The organism is Aquiflexum sp. (genome assembly GCF_041751335.1).
In the GTDB taxonomy this organism is placed as follows: domain Bacteria; phylum Bacteroidota; class Bacteroidia; order Cytophagales; family Cyclobacteriaceae; genus Aquiflexum.
Map to the genome: position 1 here is coordinate 1 of NZ_JBGSXS010000254.1, position 2327 is coordinate 2327.

A 2327-nucleotide genomic window follows, 5' to 3' on the forward strand; every position below is an offset into this window, starting at 1 on the left:
CCGACCCTGAAAGGGTGATATGTTTATAGCAAAAATGGCCGTTTGCGGACCAGCGACCTCGAAGGGGTCGAACAGAAACTTCAAGAAACAGTGATACGACCCATTGATGAGATGATCGACTATAATGACATTGGAAAAAAATATTTTCACTGTTTATTAATTTTTTTTTCACCACTTACTTTTTGGCCAAATACAAATTCTATTTATCCATCTGCAATATTTGTTTTATGTATTCCTGTTACTTCCAAATTACTCATTTTCAGCTCTCTTGTTTGAGATACCAGCCCGCTTTTAAGGTTTTGGAATTAAAATAATTTGTCACATCTTAGAGGAGCATTTAAGGGAAGTGATTACAAAACATCCCTTTTATTGCAGCATAAGTTTCGATTAATCACCCTTTAATCACCCTTTTATATAATTATGAAAAACAAGACAAAATTGATTTTGGCGAATGTGTTTGCGTTGGTTGCGGTACTGTCTATCCTTACCGTATTTAATTTGTTCGGAATCGAAATCGGAAGTGCATCAGGCTCAATCTTGCCCAATGTATTGTTGTTAGCGATTCCTCAATTGGGCTTTTTCTATTTTTATTGGATGTCATATCAGAATAAAAAGCAGATGGCCTGATTATAGTCTTAACTTTTTCAAAGAATTCATCTCATTTAAAATCACCCAAAGGGACCTTAAAAAGAAAGGAACCATTTTTTTGAGAACAGTAAAATCCTTGTAAAAGGAAGTTTTAATAGCCCGGAACGGAAGTTCCGGGTTTTTTCATCCAATATTACTCATCAGGTACAGCTTCCCAAGTATCTCTCTTCTCCACAATTAGATTTTGGGCAAGATCAAATAGGTGAGCTTCGCTTTCGTAAAAATGCATCATATATCCTGCGGTATTGACGAAACATACTAAATCTCCGACTTCAGGATACTGACTGAGTGAAATCTTTCTTTTTAAAATCAGTTCCTGTTCAAGGCAATATGCGCCCACAAAATAAACTTCACAAGGTGCATCAATACCTGTGTTTTGCGGAAGAAAAATTGGATCAAGAAGAAAGTCAGCACTCGAACTGAACATTTGGGTACGATTCATTTCCAGTCCTACCAGAAGTCTACCCTGCGAATCTTTTTTTCTAAAAGCAACTTTGGCAATCGTAATCCCAGCCTGATCCAGCAGCGATCGTCCCGGTTCAATCCTCAACTCAATATTCCTTTGGATCAAATGATTGTAGAGCGGAATCCCATCCTTAATACCTGTCATTATTTTCTCTATAAATCTTTCCTGAAACAATTCATTATAATATGGATAGACTTTTGGTTCACCGAATAATTTTCCTTCAACATTGATAATCCCAAGCAAATCTTTTTGGAATGTAATCTCATTTTTGTCACATTGGATACTTTGCTTAAGTATTCGATGAAATGCCTCCCATTCTGAGGAAGAGGCTAAATAATTCATCAAAATTCCTCCGCCCATATCTGTAAAAGAAGTTTCAAATCCTAACTCCGAAAGTTCATCAGCTACATCTAAGGTTTGTGATAATGCATTTGTCCGTTCTTCTGTACTGTATCCATTCAGGTGGAAGTGTAGCCCATGATAGTTGAATCTACTGAATTTACCCGCTTCAGTAAGATTTGCCGAGATAAAATCAACAATATCACCTACATCAAAGCCAAATCGCGAATATAATTTTTCACCATGATGCCAAAAACCACCCAATCGAAATCCAACTTGTAAAGTCTTACCATTTTCAACAAGAATTTGATGTAGCAGCTCACATTCATCCTCATTATCCAAAATAATCGGGATTTGGTGGGCAACCACATAGCTAAGGAGCTCACGATTTTTCACAGCTGCCGTAACAGTGATTTTATTCGGACTCAATCCCGCATGGATACAATCTTTGATTTCATTCAAACTTGCGGTATCAACCCCAAACCCCAATTCTTGTGCAGCCCAAACGAAACTTTTACATTTGTTGGCCTTTCTTGCGAAAAACAAACTGTTTTTCAGTCCATATTGATGGAAGAGCTTATCGAATTTCAAATGATTCTGTTTAAATGAATCCAAATTCAGGAGATTAATAGGAGACCCGTACTGCGCAATCCAAGAATTTATTGCGTCAAGATCGCTGATTAGATCTTTAACCCATGGGTGGATTATTGGCGTTAATTTTGGTATTGTTGGTGTTGACATGGTTTTGTGCGATTTGTTTTGCCCAGGGGGAGAGAAAGTTGTTGTTAGACCTCGAGAGGCTTTCGTTGTCGAGTGTCCAACCTTCTGTTGGTGTACCATAAAAGCAAATTTGGTTTTGTTTTTTTAATCTTCC

3 protein-coding genes are annotated in these 2327 nt (G+C 37.3%); 1 reads left to right on the top strand and 2 read right to left on the bottom strand.

The annotated features are described in order from the left end of the window. Positions 1-420 precede the first annotated feature (420 nt). Entirely contained in the window at positions 421-627 is a 207-nt protein-coding gene (locus tag ACEW8U_RS14220; RefSeq protein ID WP_373522716.1) for a hypothetical protein, read from the top strand. 154 nt (positions 628-781) lie between these two features. Here the strand turns inward: ACEW8U_RS14220 and ACEW8U_RS14225 are convergent, their stop codons facing one another. Both ACEW8U_RS14225 and ACEW8U_RS14230 read right to left on the bottom strand, forming a co-directional pair. After that, positions 782-2194, bottom strand: coding sequence for a Y4yA family PLP-dependent enzyme (locus ACEW8U_RS14225; RefSeq protein WP_373522717.1), 1413 nt, complete (start codon positions 2192-2194; stop codon positions 782-784). Continuing rightward, positions 2142-2327: hypothetical protein (locus ACEW8U_RS14230; protein ID WP_373522718.1), on the bottom strand; the 186-nt coding region annotated here is incomplete at its 5' end. The genes ACEW8U_RS14230 and ACEW8U_RS14225, both read right to left, overlap by 53 nt.